16 protein-coding genes are annotated in these 14,527 nt (G+C 35.8%); 11 read left to right on the forward strand and 5 right to left on the reverse strand.

Features of this window, described 5'->3' with window-relative positions; translation table 11 throughout:
• Positions 1 to 109 precede the first annotated feature (109 nt).
• The 6 genes from BAQ46_RS16510 (at position 110) to truA (ending at position 6,035) form a co-directional block, all read left to right on the forward strand.
• Positions 110 to 292 carry an SE1561 family protein gene (locus BAQ46_RS16510; protein WP_000513558.1) on the forward strand — a complete coding sequence of 61 codons (183 nt, stop codon included), beginning with the start codon at positions 110 to 112 and terminating at the stop codon, positions 290 to 292.
• A 206-nt stretch (positions 293 to 498) separates the two neighbouring features.
• Positions 499 to 2,019 carry a class I fumarate hydratase gene (gene fumA, locus BAQ46_RS16515; protein ID WP_071742193.1) on the forward strand — a complete coding sequence of 507 codons (1,521 nt, stop codon included), beginning with the start codon at positions 499 to 501 and terminating at the stop codon, positions 2,017 to 2,019.
• 126 nt (positions 2,020 to 2,145) lie between these two features.
• On the forward strand, positions 2,146 to 2,928 hold the full coding sequence (gene pdaA / locus BAQ46_RS16520) for a delta-lactam-biosynthetic de-N-acetylase (protein ID WP_000681213.1): 783 nt from the start codon (positions 2,146 to 2,148) through the stop codon (positions 2,926 to 2,928).
• A gap of 59 nt (positions 2,929 to 2,987) precedes the next feature.
• Entirely contained in the window at positions 2,988 to 3,851 is an 864-nt protein-coding gene (locus tag BAQ46_RS16525; RefSeq protein WP_071742194.1) for a DNA-3-methyladenine glycosylase family protein, read from the forward strand.
• Between the two features lie 10 nt (positions 3,852 to 3,861).
• Positions 3,862 to 5,241: a 23S rRNA (uracil(1939)-C(5))-methyltransferase RlmD gene (gene rlmD, locus BAQ46_RS16530; RefSeq protein ID WP_000615223.1), complete on the forward strand. Its 1,380-nt coding sequence runs from the start codon at positions 3,862 to 3,864 to the stop codon at positions 5,239 to 5,241.
• Between the two features lie 56 nt (positions 5,242 to 5,297).
• Complete coding sequence (gene truA / locus BAQ46_RS16535; protein WP_001067307.1) at positions 5,298 to 6,035, forward strand: tRNA pseudouridine(38-40) synthase TruA; 738 nt, start codon at positions 5,298 to 5,300, stop codon at positions 6,033 to 6,035.
• A 53-nt stretch (positions 6,036 to 6,088) separates the two neighbouring features.
• Here truA and BAQ46_RS16540 read toward each other — a convergent pair whose 3' ends face one another.
• Both BAQ46_RS16540 and BAQ46_RS16545 read right to left on the reverse strand, forming a co-directional pair.
• Complete coding sequence (locus BAQ46_RS16540) at positions 6,089 to 6,286, reverse strand: hypothetical protein (RefSeq protein WP_000063856.1); 198 nt, start codon at positions 6,284 to 6,286, stop codon at positions 6,089 to 6,091.
• 149 nt (positions 6,287 to 6,435) lie between these two features.
• The gene (locus BAQ46_RS16545) at positions 6,436 to 7,839 is read right to left on the reverse strand and encodes a sigma-54 interaction domain-containing protein (protein ID WP_071742195.1); all 1,404 of its coding nucleotides are present in this window, start codon (positions 7,837 to 7,839) and stop codon (positions 6,436 to 6,438) included.
• A 274-nt stretch (positions 7,840 to 8,113) separates the two neighbouring features.
• Here BAQ46_RS16545 and BAQ46_RS16550 point away from each other — a divergent pair, with 274 nt between their 5' ends.
• From BAQ46_RS16550 to BAQ46_RS16560, 3 genes are all read left to right on the forward strand, one after another.
• Positions 8,114 to 8,368 carry a biotin/lipoyl attachment domain-containing protein gene (locus BAQ46_RS16550; RefSeq protein ID WP_000859487.1) on the forward strand — a complete coding sequence of 85 codons (255 nt, stop codon included), beginning with the start codon at positions 8,114 to 8,116 and terminating at the stop codon, positions 8,366 to 8,368.
• A gap of 98 nt (positions 8,369 to 8,466) precedes the next feature.
• Entirely contained in the window at positions 8,467 to 9,888 is a 1,422-nt protein-coding gene (locus BAQ46_RS16555) for an amino acid permease (RefSeq protein ID WP_071742196.1), read from the forward strand.
• A gap of 95 nt (positions 9,889 to 9,983) precedes the next feature.
• On the forward strand, positions 9,984 to 11,264 hold the full coding sequence (locus BAQ46_RS16560; RefSeq protein ID WP_071742197.1) for an acetylornithine deacetylase: 1,281 nt from the start codon (positions 9,984 to 9,986) through the stop codon (positions 11,262 to 11,264).
• Between the two features lie 94 nt (positions 11,265 to 11,358).
• On the opposite strand, the gene BAQ46_RS16565 is transcribed toward BAQ46_RS16560, so the two are convergent.
• On the reverse strand, positions 11,359 to 12,012 hold the full coding sequence (locus BAQ46_RS16565) for a helix-turn-helix domain-containing protein (protein ID WP_001123720.1): 654 nt from the start codon (positions 12,010 to 12,012) through the stop codon (positions 11,359 to 11,361).
• A 129-nt stretch (positions 12,013 to 12,141) separates the two neighbouring features.
• On the opposite strand from BAQ46_RS16565, the gene BAQ46_RS16570 reads away from it, so the two are divergent.
• Together BAQ46_RS16570 and BAQ46_RS30695 are read left to right on the forward strand one after the other, a co-directional pair.
• Positions 12,142 to 12,753 (forward strand): manganese efflux pump, encoded by a 612-nt coding sequence (locus BAQ46_RS16570; protein WP_000100725.1) that lies wholly within the window; start codon positions 12,142 to 12,144, stop codon positions 12,751 to 12,753.
• A 114-nt stretch (positions 12,754 to 12,867) separates the two neighbouring features.
• Positions 12,868 to 13,026 (forward strand): hypothetical protein, encoded by a 159-nt coding sequence (locus BAQ46_RS30695; protein WP_000532409.1) that lies wholly within the window; start codon positions 12,868 to 12,870, stop codon positions 13,024 to 13,026.
• A 24-nt stretch (positions 13,027 to 13,050) separates the two neighbouring features.
• Here the strand turns inward: BAQ46_RS30695 and BAQ46_RS16580 are convergent, their stop codons facing one another.
• Complete coding sequence (locus BAQ46_RS16580; protein WP_000766603.1) at positions 13,051 to 13,392, reverse strand: DUF3969 family protein; 342 nt, start codon at positions 13,390 to 13,392, stop codon at positions 13,051 to 13,053.
• Positions 13,393 to 13,567: 175 nt separating this feature from the next.
• On the reverse strand, positions 13,568 to 14,497 hold the full coding sequence (glsA, locus tag BAQ46_RS16590; RefSeq protein ID WP_001149849.1) for a glutaminase A: 930 nt from the start codon (positions 14,495 to 14,497) through the stop codon (positions 13,568 to 13,570).
• Positions 14,498 to 14,527 lie beyond the last annotated feature (30 nt).

Below are 14,527 nucleotides of genomic sequence, written 5' to 3' on the forward strand. Positions count from 1 at the left end.
GGCTTACATTATAGTGAATAACCGTGACAAAATTGATGAAATTACATACCCATTGTAATCATTTTTGCGGTATAATAAAAGCAACTCGAATTAAAAGGAGAGTGCCTTCATGGGAAAAGCAATTCAAGATAAAGATACACAATTAGTATATTTAAAAGAACGTTTAAATATGTTCATTGAAGTAATTGATACAATTGAACCTGAAGAAGTAGAATTAGAAGATGTAGATCGTCTTCTTGCAATGCTAGATGAATTAGAATTAAAATGTGAGCAATTTAAAAAAGACGAATAATATATTAAAAAGGCTGCCAATTCCAATTTGGTAGCCTTTTTCTGTGCGGATAATAGAAGGACGATAGAAAAAGAGGTATAATCAAGTTGTGAAAAATTTCATGTATGCTTGAATAGCGTGAAACAAATAAAAAGCTGCAGAGCATAATAGTGGAAATTTCAGCTCATAACGTTTTGGTAGCGTTCACAATTGAGGGGGAAGTAACAATGGAAAAGCTTCAAGAAAGCATGTATCAACTAATTGTTGAAACGTCAACGAACTTACCGAAAGATGTTCGTCGTGCGATTCAACAAGCGAAAGAGCGAGAAAATGCAGGGACTCGTTCTGCGATGGCACTTGGCACAATTACAAATAATATTAAAATGGCTGATGATAACATCTCGCCAATTTGCCAAGATACAGGGATGCCAACGTTTAAAATTTATACACCAGTTGGTGTGAATCAATTAAAGTTGAAGGAAGCTATCTATAATGCGCTTGAGCGGGCGACAAAAGATGGTAAACTTCGTCCAAATTCTGTTGATTCTCTTTTTGGAGACAATAGTGGAAATAATTTAGGACCAGGTACACCGGTTATTAAGTTTGAACAATGGGAAAAAGATTATATTGATGCACGTTTAATCCTAAAGGGGGGTGGCTGTGAGAATAAAAATATTCAGTATAGCTTACCGTGTGAACTAGAAGGACTTGGACGAGCTGGCCGTGATTTAGAAGGGATTCGTAAATGCCTTCTTCATGCGGTATATCAAGCACAAGGTCAAGGATGTAGTGCAGGTGTAATTGGTGTTGGTATCGGGGGAGACCGCACATCAGGTTACGAATTAGCAAAAAATCAATTATTCCGTACATTAGATGATGTCAATCCAATCCCAGAATTACAACAACTTGAAGAATATGTATTAGAAAATGCGAATAAGCTTGGCATTGGTACGATGGGATTTGGCGGAGAAACAACTTTACTTGGCTGTAAAATTGGCGTGTATAACCGTCTGCCAGCTAGTTTCTACGTATCTGTGGCGTATAATTGCTGGGCATACCGTCGCCTTGGTGTAACAATCCATCCTGAAACAGGTGAAATTATGGATTGGTTATATCAAGAAGGTGAAGATACACTGGAGCAAGAAGTACAAGAAAAAACGGAGCAGCGTGAAATTGTATTACAAGCGCCAATTACAGAAGAGCAAATTCGTGAACTTCGCGTTGGTGATGTTGTAACAATTAATGGCATGATTTATACAGGTCGTGACGCAATTCATAAGCATTTAATGGATAACGATTGTCCAGTAGATTTAAATGGACAAATTATTTACCACTGTGGTCCAGTTGTTGTGAAAGATGAAAATGACAATTGGCAAATTAAAGCGGCAGGTCCAACGACAAGTATTCGTGAAGAACCGTACCAAGGTGATATTATGAAGAAATTCGGTATTAGAGCTGTCATTGGAAAAGGCGGCATGGGTGCGAAAACATTAGCAGCTTTAGAAGAACACGGTGGTGTATATTTAAACGCAATCGGTGGTGCAGCGCAATATTATGCTGAATGTATTAAAGAAGTGAAAGATGTTGATTTCTTACAATTTGGTATTCCAGAGGCAATGTGGCATTTACGTATCGATGGATTTAAAGCAGTTGTAACGATGGATTCTCACGGTAATAGCTTACATGCAGATGTTGATAAAACATCACTTGAAAAATTAGCTAGCTTTAAAGAGCCAGTATTTAAGTAAACAAAAATGCATCTCGAACGATTCGAGATGCATTTTTTTGGTATATATAGAAAAACATGTTCAGCATGAAAGAATGCGTAGCAACAGAAACTACGAGTACGATTATATATGGAAAGGAGACTATTTATGAAACATAAATGGTTATATATCGGTCTCATTTTTTCAATTATGATGGCACTTGTTCCAGTTTCGGCACTAGCTTATACAAATACTCCACATAACTGGGGAATCCCGCGCCCTAAAAATGAAACAGTACCAGATGCAGGAAAGTTATATACAGATTTGCTACAAAAAAATGGTGGTTTTTATTTAGGGGATACGAAGAAAAAGGATATTTATTTAACATTTGATAATGGATATGAGAATGGATACACAGGAAAAATCTTAGACGTATTAAAAGAGAAAAAAGTACCAGCAACTTTCTTTGTAACGGGGCATTATATTAAAACACAAAAAGATTTATTGTTAAGAATGAAGAATGAAGGACACATTATTGGAAACCATTCGTGGAGCCATCCTGATTTCACAGCGGTAAATGATGAGAAACTTCGTCAAGAATTAACGAGTGTAACGGAAGAAATTAAAAAAGTAACCGGGCAAAAAGAAGTGAAATATGTACGTCCCCCGCGCGGCGTATTTAGTGAAAGAACGTTAGCTCTTACGAAAGAAATGGGCTACTATAATGTATTTTGGTCACTTGCATTTTTGGATTGGAAAGTGGATGAGCAAAGAGGATGGCAATATGCGCATAATAATGTTATGACGATGATTCATCCAGGATCTATTTTATTACTTCATGCAATATCAAAAGATAATGCAGAAGCACTTGCGAAAATCATTGATGATTTGCGCGAGAAAGGGTATCATTTTAAAAGTCTAGATGACTTAGTAAAAAGCAATCAACCGTAAGCATGTATGCTTGCGGTTTTCTCATGCTATAATGATGTGTAAAAAGGATGGGGAAACGTATGTGGAGCGAACATGTTACGTTAGAGTATCCGTATCATTTTGAAGAAGTATTAAAACGTTTATCTTTTGATCCTCTTAACGTCATTCAATTAGATGAGAAAGTTATTTATGTCCCGCTTTGTATAGACGAGGAACAGATTGTTGTTCGCCTGCAAGGGATTGGTACTGTTCAAAATCCACAGTTTTGGATTTCTAGTCAGACAGGAGATCCAGAGAAAGTTATGAAACGAATGAGGGCCATTTTTCATTGGAATGAACCGTTTCATGATATACAAAATCATTTTTTAAACACATCATTACGTCCACTATTTGAAACATATGCTTATACTCCAATTATTTTAGAATTTGATTATTTTGCTTGTCTTCTTCGCTGTATCATTCATCAACAAATAAATTTGAAATTTGCTACTGTGTTAACAGAACAGTTTGTGAAACGATATGGAACAGAAAAGAACGGTGTATTCTTTTTCCCCACTCCAGAAATAGTAGCAAATATTTCAATAGAGGAATTGAGAGAGCAGAAGTTTAGTCAGCGAAAGGCTGAATATATAGTAGGATTAGGTCGAAGTATTGCCAGCGGTACATTAAATTTAGCGAGTATAGAAACCAAGGCGGAAGAAGAGATTTCAGCACAATTGTTACCAATTAGGGGGATTGGTACATGGACAGTGCAAAATTTTTTAATGTTTGGGCTTGGACGGAAAAACATGTTTCCGAAAGCGGATATTGGGATTCAGCGTGCAGTACAAGGTGTATTTCAATTAGATGATAAGCCTGATGATGCATTTTTAGAAAAAGTGAAACAAGAGTGTGAACCATACTGCAGTTATGCAGCGTTATATTTATGGAAAAGTATAGAGTAGAGGTGTAATAATGATACAAAAGCAACATGAGAGTAAGTTGGAAGTTGGTCAAACGTTCCCTGTGACAATTAAACGTCTTGGGATTAACGGAGAAGGCGTTGGTTATTTTAAGAGACAAGTTGTTTTCATTCCAGGGGCATTACCAGGAGAAGAAGTTGTTGCAGAAACAACGAAAATTCAGCGTGGCTTCGCTGAAGCGAAAGTGAAAAAAGTTCGTAAAGCTTCACCACATCGTGTGAAAGCACCATGTCCGGTATATGAAGAGTGTGGCGGTTGCCAATTGCAACATTTAGACTATAAAGAACAATTAAATCAAAAGCGTGATATCGTTGTACAAGCATTCCAGAAGTATATGAACAACGGTTTGGAAGAGAAAATTCGTCCGACGCTTGGCATGGAAAATCCATGGCATTATCGTAATAAGAGTCAACTACAAGTGGGGCGTAAAGACGAAAAGGTTATTACAGGACTGTATAAACAAAATTCACATCAGCTAATTGATATTGCTCATTGTATGATTCAACATAAAGCAACGAATGAAGCGACAAAAGTTGTAAGACGTATTTTAGAAAAATTAAATGTTTCTATTTACAATGAGAAAAAACAAAAAGGTTTAGTACGTACAATTGTGACACGTACTGCAGTTCAAACAGGGGAAGTACAAGTTACACTTATTACAACAAAAGAAGAGTTGCCAAATAAAGAACAATTTATTGCAGAAGTACAAAAACAGATGCCAGCTGTTAAATCAATTATGCAAAATGTAAACTGGCGTAAAACATCTGTTATTTTCGGTGATAAAACATTTAAATTAGCTGGAAAAGAAGTAATTCAAGAAACACTTGGTGATTTATCATTTGAATTATCAGCACGTGCATTCTTCCAGTTGAATCCAGAACAAACGGTTGTTTTATACAATGAAGCGAAAAAAGCCGCTGCTTTAACTGGCAATGAGAAAATTGTAGATGCGTATTGTGGTGTTGGTACAATCGGACTTTGGCTTGCAAATGATGCAGCGGAAGTACGTGGTATGGATGTAATTCCAGAAGCAATTGCAGACGCAAGAAAAAATGCGAAGCGTCACGGATTTACAAATACGAAATATGAAGCAGGTAAAGCTGAACAATGGCTACCGAAATGGGTAAAAGAAGGATGGCGTCCAGATGTAATTGTTGTCGATCCACCTCGTACAGGTTGCGATGATAAATTACTGGAAACAATTTTAAAAGTGAAGCCGAAACAAGTTGTTTACGTATCTTGTAACCCTTCTTCATTAGCACGTGATGTACAAGCGTTAATGAAGAGCTATGAAGTGGAATATGTACAACCAGTTGATATGTTCCCGCATACAGCTCATGTAGAAAATGTAGTGAAGCTTGTTAGAAAGTAAAGTGTATTTATATTCCCTCACGATATGAGGGAATATTTTCTATGAAGGAGAATAAAATGAACAATTATAAATTAACGATTCAGTACGATGGTGCACGTTTTAAAGGATGGCAACGTCTCGGTAATAACGATAATACGATTCAAGGAAAAATCGAAAGTGTCATTTCCGAAATGGTCGGAAAAGAAATTGAAATTATCGGTTGTAGTAGAACAGACGCTGGTGTACATGCTTTGAATCAAGTTGCTAACTTTCAAAGTGATGAGAAGCTAGTGGAACATAAAGTAAAAAAATATTTAAATCAATATTTGCCAAATGATATTAGCATTACAAATGTGGAAGAAGTACATGATCGATTCCATGCTCGTTACAATTCTAAAGCAAAAACATATCTGTATAAAATTTGGAATGAAGAGCATACGAACCCATTTATGCGTAAATACAGCATGCATGTGAATAAAAAATTAAATGTGAAAAGCATGAAAGAAGCTGCGAAACATTTAGTTGGTTCACATGACTTTACTGCTTTTTCAAATGCAAAATCAAAGAAAAAGTCTATGGTGCGGGAAGTATATACACTTGATGTGATGGAAGAGGCAGGATTTGTACAAATTAGAGTAAGTGGTAACGGATTCCTTCATAACATGGTACGAAAAATTGTTGGAGCATTAATTGAAGTTGGATTAGGACAATTAGATGCAGAGGCGATTCCACACATTTTAGAGGCGAAACAACGCAATCAAATTAATTGTCTTGCTGAGGCAAGTGGTTTGTATTTGGAGAATGTTGAGTTTTAATAATCAGTAAAAAAATCGAGCTGTGTAGGCTCGATTTTTTTTATGCTTTAGCGTTAAGAAGATCTTTCTTTCTTCATACGTATCTTCAAATTCCAAAAAGCAGCAAGCATAATAGCTGCAAAAGAGCCGCTAAGTGTTGCTAGTAGCTTTGCATAAGGATAGGCATTTATATCAACTAGTAACATCATACATACAATGGTAGGGAAGAAGGCTAAGTATTGTAATAATTTTAATTTTTTATCATTACTCATATATATCGTTCCTTTCGAGTATGTTATATGTTCATTATAGCATATTTTACCAACTGTTTATTTGTACATTAAAGCAGATTTATGCTGCATGAACAAGCAATAAAAGTCGAATTGGTGAGGGCTAGTAATCCACTCATCCAAGCTTCATTTCATATGTGTAAATGCAGTTTTTTAATTCGATATTGTAAGTTTTGTCTACTTAATCCTAAAAACTTTGCAGCTTGTGAGATATTACCGTGATATTCTTTTAGAATTTGATTGATGTAGTTCTTTTCCATTGCTTCTATTGTGTGTTTTAATGTTTTAGGTGTATCAGTATCGTTATTAGTTAGGAAAGGTTGCGTATTGAATTCTTTTTTTATTCGTTCGCGAAAGCGAGTGGGAAGATGAAACGCTGTAATAATATTTTCATCTTCAACCAAGTTCATTGAACCTTCAATGATATGTTCCAATTCTCGTACATTTCCGGGCCAATCATATGCATACAAGAATTCTCTTACATGTACATCTATATCTGTTACGCTAAGTTCAAATTGAATGTTGTACTTTTCGATAAAGTGCTGGATAAGAGCGGGAATATCTTCTTTTCGTTCGCGTAACGGCGGGAGGCATAAAGTAACGACGCTTAATCGGTAATATAAGTCTTCCCGTAATCGATTGTGTGTAATAGCTTCAAGAGGGTCTTCATTAATAGTTGCTATAATGCGAACATCAATTTCTTTTTCTTGTGTGCCTCCGACTCTTCGTATTGTTTTTTCTTGTATAGCCCGCAGTAACTTCGCTTGAAGTGCTGGACTTAACGAATTGATCTCATCTAATAACAAAGTTCCTCCGTTCGCTTCTTCAAATAAACCGGCTTTATCGATAGCTCCTGTAAATGCACCTCGGTTCGTACCAAATAATAAACTTTCCATTAACGTATCAGGTATAGCGGCACAGTTTTGTGAAATAAATGGTTTGCCTGAACGCTGGCTTTCATTATGGATACTTTGTGCAAATAGTTCTTTCCCAGTGCCTGTCTCTCCTACGAGAAGTATAGAGGAGGATGTACGAATTACCCTTTTTCCTTCCGCAATGATTGATTGAATGGCTTCAGAATCACCAATTATGTGATCAAAGGTAAACTTATTATTTTGTTTTCGGGAAAGGTTTGTTTTCATTGTTTGTTTAGAATTACTAATCTCTTTTGAAATTTCAATAGCGCCTTTAATTTTTCCATTTTCTATTATAGGGAAAGTATTGTTAATCGTCGTAATTTCTTGCCCTTTATTGTTAAAATAAGTTTGTTTTATATTTTTGTTTGTTTTTCCTAATTTTAATGCTTCTATAAGAGTACTATTTTTATTTTCCTCAAATGCGAATACTTCTAAAGGACTTTTATATAGCACATCTGAGCGCTCCATTGATTCAATTTCCATCATTTTACGGTTATAGATAATCGTTTTACCTTCCTCATTAATAATATGAATCCCGATATCGAGTTCATTGAGCAAAGTTTCATATAGCATATTCATTTCAATGATCTGTTTCAAATTAATTTCTTCTGTACGCATAGATTATCTTCTCCTCATTTCACCCTATGAAGACTGACTTTTTATAATTTTATTAAAATTCTTATAAAACCGCAAAATTTTTTTGCGATTTTCCTTTTAAAACTTTTTACACGGTAGAAAAAATTTGCGGTTATGAAGATTTTTTTGTGAGGAACCCTCATTTTAAATAGGAATTTAAGATTGGTACGCATTTTGCATAAAGAATAGTTGAAATCTCTAAAGGAGGGATATGCAACGTTTCAGTACCAATTAATAAGAAGGAGGAGTGTATAAAGTGAAGACGGTTATAGAAGGCGTGTATAGTCCTTGTTACGGGAAAGTTGAGAAGTTATTTGTTATGGAAAGTTCTTACGTATACGAATGGGAGAAATTAGCGTTAATTGAAACAATAGATAAACAGAAAGTAGAAATTAAGGTAGGAATCAGTGGGTATATCGAGTCATTAGAAGTAGTAGAAGGACAAGCTATCGCTGATCAAAAGTTATTAATAACAGTGAGGGATGATCTTTTAATAACAGGTAGTGATTAATACTATGTATTTTGCTCTTTTCAATAATTATTTTTCGTATAAAAAAAATAAAAACGCTTACATGAAATGGGTTTCCAAAGGGAAAAGGGGGGATTTGTATGATGGATCAAAACCAAGGATTAAAAAGGGAATTGAAAAGCAGACACATATTTATGATTGCACTTGGAGGAGTTATTGGTACCGGACTTTTTTTAGGATCGGGGTATACAATTCATGAAGCTGGACCTGGAGGAGCGATTGTAGCTTATCTTGTTGGAGGATTTGTTATGTATTTAACGATGCTCTGTCTCGGAGAATTAGCTGTTGCGATGCCTGACGCAGGATCTTATCAAACGTATGCTACAAAGCATATTTCCCCTGCAGCGGGTTATGTAGTCGGATGGATGTCGTGGCTAAACTGGTCGGCTACAATAGGTATTGAACTAATTGCAGTTAGTATTTTAATGAAACGCTGGTTTCCTGATGTACCGTCTTGGGTTTGGTGCGTAGTGTTTGCGGTACTACTTTTTGCTATTAACGCGTTATCTTCAAGAAGTTTTGCAGAAGTTGAATTTTGGTTTGCAAGTATTAAAGTCATTACAATCATTGCATTTATTATTTTGGGCGGGGCAGCGATGTTTGGTTTTCTAGATATGAAAGGAAATGAACCAGCACCAATGTTCTCTAGTTTTACTGATTATGGTGGATTGTTTCCAAATGGATTATCCGCTATTTTAATTACGATGATTGCTGTTAACTTTTCCTTCCAAGGAACAGAACTAGTCGGTATTGCAGCAGGTGAGAGTGAAAATCCAGAGAAAACAATTCCGAAGGCAATTAATAATACAGTTTGGCGTATACTCGTGTTCTTTGTATTATCTATTTTTATTCTTGCAGGATTATTCCCTTGGCAACAGGCGGGAGTAATAGAAAGTCCATTTGTAGTTGTATTTGATAAAATTGGTATTCCTTATGCAGCCGATATTATCAATTTCGTTATTATTACAGCGGTTCTATCCGTTGCGAATTCAGGATTATATGCAACTTCTCGTATGCTATGGTCTATGTCTAATCAAGGAATGATTAGTCCGATTTTTGGTAAGTTATCTAAAAATGGTGTTCCTATTTATGCATTGATTGTAAGTACAATTGTAGGTTGCCTTTCATTACTATCAGGTATTTATGCGGAAGATACAGTTTATTTATGGCTACTTTCTATTGCCGGGTTCGGAGCGATATTAGTTTGGGCATCTATTGCTTTATCTAACTTATTAGCTAGAAGGTCATATATAAAGCAGGGCGGATATGTGAAAGACTTGAAATTTAAAACACCACTGTATCCATTCGTACCACTGCTTGCATTAGTATTAAATGTAACAGTAATTGTTGGTATGGCCTTTATTCCAGAACAAAGAATGGCGTTATATTGTGGAATTCCATTTATGATTGTTTGCTTACTGTTTTACCGTGCGACAAGAAATAAGGCACATAAAGTAGAACATATTGAAAAGACAGATACAACAGAAGTAGAAAGTTTATAATATTGAGTAATTTAGAGACTGTAAAATTGTAAACAGTCTCTTTTTTTGTGAAAATAAAGCTGGAAACATACTATGTATGCAAAGGGGGATTAGCGATGAATCAAGAAGTTTCACAGCTATTAGAACAGATTGATTTACGAAAAGATGAGTTACTAGAGCTTACAAAAACCTTAATTCGTTTTGAAACACCAGCACCGCCGGCGAGAAACACAAATGAGGCGCAAGAATTTGTTGCACAGTTTTTAAGAAAACGAAATTTTAGTGTTGATAAATGGGATGTATATCCGAATGATCCGAACGTTGTTGGGGTGAAAAAAGGGATAGAAAGTGACACATATAAAAGTCTTATTATTAATGGGCATATGGATGTAGCGGAAATATCAGCAGGTGAGGCGTGGGAAACGAATCCGTTTGAGCCATTTATAAAAGATGGTTGGTTAGTTGGACGTGGTGCAGCAGATATGAAAGGGGGACTGGCTGGGGCACTATTTGCTATTCAGCTATTACAAGAAGCTGGTATTGAATTACCTGGAGATCTAATCTTTCAATCCGTAATTGGGGAAGAAGTGGGAGAAGCGGGTACACTTCAATGCTGCAAAAGAGGGTATGATGCTGATTTTGCAGTCGTAGTGGATACGAGTGATTTACATATGCAAGGACAGGGCGGCGTAATTACTGGATGGATTACTGTGAAAAGCCCGCAAACGTTTCATGATGCAACACGAAGGCAAATGATCCATGCAGGGGGTCGTTTATTCGGAGCGAGCGCGATTGAAAAAATGATGAAAATTGTGCAAAGTTTACAAGAATTAGAGCGTCACTGGGCAGTCATGAAAACATATGAAGGCTATCCATTTGGAACAACAACAATTAATCCAGCTGTTATTGAAGGCGGAAGACATGCAGCATTTATTGCGGATGAGTGCCGGTTATGGATAACAGTACACTTTTATCCGAATGAAACACATGAACAAATAATAAAAGAAATTGAAGAGTATATTGGGAAAGTGGCAGCTGCCGATCCATGGCTAAGTGAAAATCCACCACAATTTAAGTGGGGCGGAGAATCAATGATTGTGGATCGTGGCGAAATTTTTCCTTCTTTAGAAATAGATAGTGAACATGCAGCTGTAAAAACGCTTAGCTCAGTACACGAATCAATTCTTTCTAAAAATGCAATTTTAGATATGTCTGCAACGGTAACGGATGGTGGTTGGTTTAGTGAATTTCATATTCCGGCCGTTATTTACGGACCAGGTACATTAGAGGAAGCTCATTCAATAAATGAGAAAGTAGAAATAGAACAGTTAATTGAATTTACAAAAGTAATAACAGCATTTATATACGAATGGTGTCATACGAAAAAAATAGATTAGTATGTTGAAATCGTACAGGTATGTATACTTGTACGATTTTTTAGTGAACTATTTCAGAGTTGGATAGAAACAACTGAAATAGTTCTTTATTTTTCTATGTCTTTCGTTTTAGCTCAATTAATTTCTCTTTCGCTAATTCAACAGCAATTGCATCATCTAAATAACCAATTGGAAAGAGATAGTCGGGAATAATATCTGTCGATAAAATGAAATACAGTAATGCGCCGCCAAGAACTGCACGCTCTTCTTTTGAAATCGTTTCATTGCAAAATTGTTGATACATATCCGTTAATTGTTCAATGAAAGGACCAGCACTATCAATTTGTTCTAACTTGCTTGCAAAACTTTCATGAATACGTTTTTCACCCTCTGTTGTTTGCGCATATCGTTCATAGTTTTCAAGTTCTTGTTTTACGCGGGTTGTTGTGTAGTCGAAATCGAATAAGTTAGAGGATTGCAGCGTTTGCTGAATTGTATCAAGAGATGTGTACATATCCGTCTTTTCTTTATTAATGTGAGGAGAATCCGGATACATTTCATCAAATAACAATTGGGGTGGAACTTGCAGACATTCTGCGAATTTTTGTAGGTGTTTTTGTTTTGGCGGTTGTTTACCATTCATAATTCTTGAGATTGTTGCGGGATCAATATTTGTAAGCATTCCGAGTTGACGCATAGATAAGGCACGTTCTTTTAAAAGTTTTTTTATTAATCTACTAAGCCGCTCATTTGGATTTTCTTTAGGCATAGCGAAGGCACTCCTTTTTATTGTTGAAAAAATGTTGAGTATTTATTACATGTATATGAAACAGACAGGCACAGTTGCTCAACATTTTCATAAGATGCATTGAAAAGTGAGAAAAAGGGGTGGCTATTTATGAGTACGGCAGGTCTATTTTCAATTTTTTTAATTGGGATTGCTTCTAATTTAGATAATGCAGGTGTTGGGATTGCATATGGCATTCGTAAAATTAGAATTTCGTGGTTCAACAATTTTATCATCGCATTTTTTGGTTTTTTATTTACTTTATTAGCTGGATTTTTTGGGAACTGGATTGCGTTATTTATTTCAGAGTTTACAGCAAACTTGATTGGAGCAATCGTTTTAGGGATAATCGGTGTGTTTATTTTGTGCCAGCCTTTCTTGGGGCAAAGAAATACCGTAGGCTCTAAAGATGGTAATGTACTTATGGGGATTTTACGTGATCCAGAAAAAGCAGATTTTGATGGTTCTAAAACAATTAGTTTTTCAGAAGCAATTGTTTTAGGGATTGCGTTGTCTATTAATAATATTGCAGGTGGATTTGATGCTGGAGTAACAAACTTGAACCTTTGGCTTACAGCAACTATTTCTGGGGTGTTTAGTTTTATTTGCATAAGTGGTTTTGCGTATGTAGGAAAACGATATTTAGCAGAATACTTAGGGAAATGGGCTACGGTTATTGCGGGCGTGTTATTAATTCTTATCGGGATAGATCAGTTGTTGTAAGGAGAGTAGAAAACAAGGTTCGAGTATTTCCTTGGAAATACAGCAAGGGATTGCATATATCGACGTACTTTTCTCCATACTAATACGGATTTCTTTTAAGAAAGGGGGATTTGTATGGGACGCGGGAAAGCATTTGATCATAAGAAAAAAGGGCATGATCACCAACCACCTAAAGGTGCGTTCATTCATAAAGATGTAAATGAACATACTTTGGAAGAGGAAGAGCTACCAGTAAATATTGAAGCGTATAAAAATAGTTTGAAAAAACATTAAAAGCACCTACATAGGTGCTTTTTTTTAACGTATATCTTCAATTAATTGTTCCGATTCTTCGTGCATACTGTACTCACTTAATACTTGGATACAAAGCCACTTTAATTCTTCGATTGTATGTTCAAGTTCTTCAGGAAGCACATGATGAATGTCTTCAAGTCCCATTCCGAAATGAATAAGTTCAAGTACTTGATCATCGATGTTCCGATCCATTAATAGTTCAAGTACTTCTAAATTGAATATGTATCGGTGAGCTTCATCGAGTGAAACAACTTTTAACTTCAAGCTTTCTACAATACTCAATATAAAAAGAAGAATTGTTTTTTCAAGAACAGGCTGTTTTCCCATTTGAAATATTAGTTTCATCTTTCACACCTCCACATATAGCGCTAGGTTGTACTATATTATTCAGGAGGGAGGAGCAAATATGCATGATATAGAGAAACTTTCAGTACGGTTTTTGTAAGGGGACGGATAGCTGATAAAGTTGAGGATTTTATGAAATGAAAAAATCCTGCTAGTATAGCAGGATGGTTCTAAATTAAAAAATGCTCCAACCTTCTTGAGCAGAAAGAAGTTCAAGAATTTTAAAACCAGCGATACTATTTCCGTTTGCATCTAAAGCTGGTCCGAAAATACCAATTCCCATTTCGCCTTTTACACAGCCGAAAATGCCACCAGCTACACCACTTTTTGCGGGGATACCAACGCGAATCGCAAATTCACCAGACTCGTTATACATACCGCATGTAACCATAAATGTTTTACAAATCTTTGTAATATGCTTAGGGATAATTTGTTTTTCCTTATATGGATCATATCCATCCATCGCAAAAATTAAACCGATACGTGCTAAATCGATACAGTTTACCTCAACTGCACATTGACGAGTGTATAAATCCATCAGTTCTTCGATATCACAATCAATAATTCCGTTTTGTTTCATATAGTAACAAAGTGAACGATTTAAGTAAGCTGTCTCTAATTCTGAATTGGCAACTTTAGAAGAATAATTAATAGTAGGATTATCTGTTATTTCACGTACGAAATGAAGAATGCGATCCATTTTTTCTTCATTATCTTTTCCTGCTAACATGCTTGTAATGGCTAGTGCCCCTGCATTAATCATTGGATTAAGTGGTTTAGAAGGACTTGTCGTTTCTAATTTAATAATAGAATTAAATGGATCACCGGTTGGTTCCATTCCAACTTTAGAAAATACATATTCTTCACCACGATCTAAAAGGGCAAGTGCAAGTGTAATTACTTTTGAAATACTTTGAAGAGTGAATAGTGTTTGTGAGTTGCCAGCATGGATGTATTCTGTTTCTTTATGAAAAATGGCAATCCCTAAATCATCTGGATTGGCATTTCCTAGTTCGGGGATATAAGTAGCAAGCTTTCCTTTTTTCGTATATGGTTTTACTTGTTCTAACAACTGTTGTAAGTTGTTTGTTTCAATGCACTGCATAGTACCAACGCTCCTATTTCGAATTAACTA

It is taken from the genome of Bacillus paranthracis, assembly GCF_001883995.1.
GTDB classification, from domain to species: domain Bacteria; phylum Bacillota; class Bacilli; order Bacillales; family Bacillaceae_G; genus Bacillus_A; species Bacillus_A paranthracis.

What these genes read in the sequence shown, in the direction of transcription:
- BAQ46_RS16510 (WP_000513558.1), top strand. Translation starts at nt 110, where the DNA reads ATGGGAAAAGCAATTCAAGATAAAGATACACAATTAGTATATTTAAAA.
- fumA (WP_071742193.1), top strand. Translation starts at nt 499, where the DNA reads ATGGAAAAGCTTCAAGAAAGCATGTATCAACTAATTGTTGAAACGTCA.
- pdaA (WP_000681213.1), top strand. Translation starts at nt 2,146, where the DNA reads ATGAAACATAAATGGTTATATATCGGTCTCATTTTTTCAATTATGATG.
- BAQ46_RS16525 (WP_071742194.1), top strand. Translation starts at nt 2,988, where the DNA reads ATGTGGAGCGAACATGTTACGTTAGAGTATCCGTATCATTTTGAAGAA.
- rlmD (WP_000615223.1), top strand. Translation starts at nt 3,862, where the DNA reads ATGATACAAAAGCAACATGAGAGTAAGTTGGAAGTTGGTCAAACGTTC.
- truA (WP_001067307.1), top strand. Translation starts at nt 5,298, where the DNA reads ATGAACAATTATAAATTAACGATTCAGTACGATGGTGCACGTTTTAAA.
- BAQ46_RS16540 (WP_000063856.1), bottom strand. Translation starts at nt 6,286, where the DNA reads ATGAGTAATGATAAAAAATTAAAATTATTACAATACTTAGCCTTCTTC.
- BAQ46_RS16545 (WP_071742195.1), bottom strand. Translation starts at nt 7,839, where the DNA reads ATGCGTACAGAAGAAATTAATTTGAAACAGATCATTGAAATGAATATG.
- BAQ46_RS16555 (WP_071742196.1), top strand. Translation starts at nt 8,467, where the DNA reads ATGATGGATCAAAACCAAGGATTAAAAAGGGAATTGAAAAGCAGACAC.
- BAQ46_RS16560 (WP_071742197.1), top strand. Translation starts at nt 9,984, where the DNA reads ATGAATCAAGAAGTTTCACAGCTATTAGAACAGATTGATTTACGAAAA.
- BAQ46_RS16565 (WP_001123720.1), bottom strand. Translation starts at nt 12,012, where the DNA reads ATGCCTAAAGAAAATCCAAATGAGCGGCTTAGTAGATTAATAAAAAAA.
- BAQ46_RS16570 (WP_000100725.1), top strand. Translation starts at nt 12,142, where the DNA reads ATGAGTACGGCAGGTCTATTTTCAATTTTTTTAATTGGGATTGCTTCT.
- BAQ46_RS30695 (WP_000532409.1), top strand. Translation starts at nt 12,868, where the DNA reads ATGGGACGCGGGAAAGCATTTGATCATAAGAAAAAAGGGCATGATCAC.
- BAQ46_RS16580 (WP_000766603.1), bottom strand. Translation starts at nt 13,392, where the DNA reads ATGAAACTAATATTTCAAATGGGAAAACAGCCTGTTCTTGAAAAAACA.
- glsA (WP_001149849.1), bottom strand. Translation starts at nt 14,497, where the DNA reads ATGCAGTGCATTGAAACAAACAACTTACAACAGTTGTTAGAACAAGTA.